Here is a 3,379-nt window from a genome sequence, read left to right as displayed (position 1 = left end):
TCAAATACTTTATTATACCTTTATCATTTACTTTAGGAAATACTATAATATCAGACTCTTATTTAATACAATTGAACACTCCCTGCTCTTTTTTTTATCAGTCGTTTATTATCAATTAATGAGACTATAGCCAAAATTGTTTCGATCTGCCCTACTTTTCTACTAATGATCTGATTAAGATTTTTTTCATTGAGCTTGGCAATATCATTGCTTACAAGTATAAAGGCATTTTTATATATTTCCCGAAATAATTGAGAATTGTGAATCAGGGTACTCGCGCCTATTTCTAGTAGGTTTTTGTGTAAAATGTTCGTATAGGTTTGTAACAATTGAAACATCTGGTCTATTTATAGCTTCCCTTAAAGAAAGAACTAACATTTTCTTTAAGTTAGCTTGTTTATCTATATCAATTAAAAGTCTAGGATCACTTTCTACAGCTAATATCTTTTTCCACCATAAAGTTATAACTTTTTTATTAGAATAATATAGCTTAATTGTTAACTATATCTGTGAGAAAATCAAGAATTATGTATTTTTTTATATTTTATATAGGATTATTAATATTCACTTTAGTTTCAGAAACATACTGCAAATTAGAATCATAAAAATCTTTAATGTTCATTTTTCCAAAAACGCAAAAAAAGTACCTACCTTTGTGAAAACAAGCCTATAAAAATATGGTTGTAAAAATGGAAGCTTAAAATCATTGCAACAAAGTTAGGCAAATTGGTTCATATGTAAATTTAGTGAAAGTAAACCAATATAGCTGATTTCATGGTATAGCAAAATCACTATATTGAAAAGTTTATATGGTACACCAATTGATTCTAATAACTTTTATTCCACAACTTTGCAGTATTACTTATTTAATGATGAGATAAGAATTGCGTGCTAATAAATAATAAAAGTTAATATAATAATAGAAATATTGACATATTAATAATATTATTATACTCTTAGTATAATTAAGTAATTAAGAGAAATTATGAGTATTGTATTGTTTTATAAGAAGTTTAATGACCATGATTTAGGTGATGATAAAAGTTCTTTGAGAAAAAAGTTCAACGAAATAATTAAAGATTTAAAAGAGAACAACAGTACAAGCCAAGGGAATATAAAATTAATAAAAGGTGATGGGAATATTGAATATTCTCGAGCTAAATTAAGTGATAGTGACAGATTATTATTCACAAGTATAAAGATTGATAACAAAGATGCTTTTATTATTTTAGAAGTAATTCTGAATCATGATTATCATAAGTCTAAATTTTTAACAAATAGAGAAAAAATTAAAAACATAGAAATAATAGATAAAAACAATGAAGAAGTTTCTAATAGCGTAAGTACATTGGAGATTGAAGATGCTCCACAAGTTAGTTATCTCGGTAAATTTATTACTTTTAGTGCAAAGCAAAAAGATATAGTTAAAAGAGTTGGAAAGTTTGAATTACCTTTAGTTATTAGTGGATCTGCTGGTAGTGGAAAGACATCAGTGGCTTTGGAGAGCCTAAAGAAGATAAAAGGGAAGTTTGAGGGAGGAAAAATTCTATATATTACCAAATCCGAAAATCTTATAAAAGAATCAAAAAAATTACTTGAATACGAATACTATGATGAAACTGCTAATGAGTTCAAGATTGCTGCTCCGGAAGAAATTGATTTCTTATCTCTGCATGAGTTTCTTGAAAAGCGAGCAGAAGATATAAAAGGAAAGAAGCCAATCAATAGAAGTAAGTTTTTTTCATGGTTCAACGAAATATGCAAGAAAGATAAATTTAAAGAGTATAAAAAAGATGGAGATAAAATATTCGAAGAATTTACAGCTGTGATAGGTGGAGGAGACTTATTAGGAAAAGATGGAAAAGATAGATATGGTAAATTAGGAAACAGACAATCTATGTTTTCTGTAGACGAAAGGAACAAAGTTTATGATTTTTTTAAAGAGTACAGGAAGTTTATAGAAAAAGATTCAGAGTATTATGATCCTAATCTTGTTGCATATAAGTGCATTACAGAAGGAATGTATAGTGCGATTGTTGTAGATGAAGTACAAGATTTGACCGAAAGCACACTGAGTTTAATATTAAAAAGTTTAAAAGATGAAAGTAAGGATAATTTTTTGTTATGCGGTGATATTAATCAAGTAATACATCCTAGTTTTTTCTCTCTATCTAAGTTAAAATCTTTTCTCTGTCAAAATCAATGTATAAGGGATCAAGGGTCAGAAGTTTTTTATACCCTTGAGAAGAATTATCTTAATAGTGAACAAGTCATTGAGCTTGCCAACCGTATACTACATCTTAAGAATTATTGTTTTGCTTCAGAAGATAAAATAACAGTAGACGATGCTTTTCTAATGAAGAGTGAAACTAAGAACAAAGGGAACGTTGGCTTTATTATTGATGATAAAAAAGAAGAAATAGCAAAAAAAATAAATGAATCTGTAAATTGTGCTGTTTTAGTTCTGGATGATGAAAGCAAAGAAGATGCTCGTAAATCGTTTGATACTCCACTTGTGTTTAATATACATGAAGCCAAAGGCCTGGAGTTTGAAAATGTGGTTCTTTACAAGTTTACATCCTGTAAAGCTTATAATGAAATATGGAATATAGCATGTCCGAATAAAAGTGAGAGGGAGATAGATAATACTATTAATGAAATTCGTGATTCATATAACGAAAGGGAAGTTAACACTTCAAGAAAGAAGGATAAGAATGATAAGTCTTTGGAGAAATATAAATTTTATATGAACGCTCTGTATGTTGGAGTCACTCGTGCTGTTAGTAATGTCTACATTATAGATGATGAAAGTAATTTATTGAAAATAATAGAACCAGAAGAAGCAGGTAATGTAAATATTGAGCAAGAAAAATCGAGTCCTGAAGAATGGAGAAATAAGGCACTAGAGTTAATAGAGAAAGGAAACATAGAGCAAGCAGAACTTATAGCAAGGAAATTGCAAAACGAAGGAAAAAAAGAATATGCTGAAGAGGTTACGAATGCGTTGAGAACTAATAGGTATCATGAAGAGGATCAGATCTTAGATAAGAACAAGCATACAAATTCAGTGTTAGAGAGTGATATGAGTTCTCAGTCTTCACAAAACTCAGAACATGAAGGAGATGATATTAGCAAACCTCAGAGTAAAGAAAGTAGACATAATAAAAACAAAAAGAAGAAAGCTAAAAAATATCATCAAGTTCAAGAGGTAAAACCACAGCTTTCTTTAGAAGATAGTACTAATAGAAAACACAATAGCAAAAAGCCTCAGAATGAAAGGTATAAACAGGATTTAAATGACGCAAAGGAATCAAAAAGATTAGAGAAAAATAGGGAACGTTCAAAAAAGTGTGTCAAACCGAAAAAAAAGTAATAAATT

At 28.8% G+C, this 3,379-nt stretch carries 1 protein-coding gene; it reads left to right on the top strand.

From position 1 onward, the window contains the following. Positions 1-985 precede the first annotated feature (985 nt). The gene (locus JR312_RS02785; protein WP_416647668.1) at positions 986-3,373 is read left to right on the top strand and encodes an AAA family ATPase; all 2,388 of its coding nucleotides are present in this window, start codon (positions 986-988) and stop codon (positions 3,371-3,373) included. Positions 3,374-3,379: the final 6 nt, after the last annotated feature.

The organism is Wolbachia endosymbiont of Nasonia giraulti (assembly GCF_048054155.1).
In the GTDB taxonomy this organism is placed as follows: domain Bacteria; phylum Pseudomonadota; class Alphaproteobacteria; order Rickettsiales; family Anaplasmataceae; genus Wolbachia; species Wolbachia pipientis_C.
This window is presented reverse-complemented; position numbering and strand designations above follow the sequence as displayed.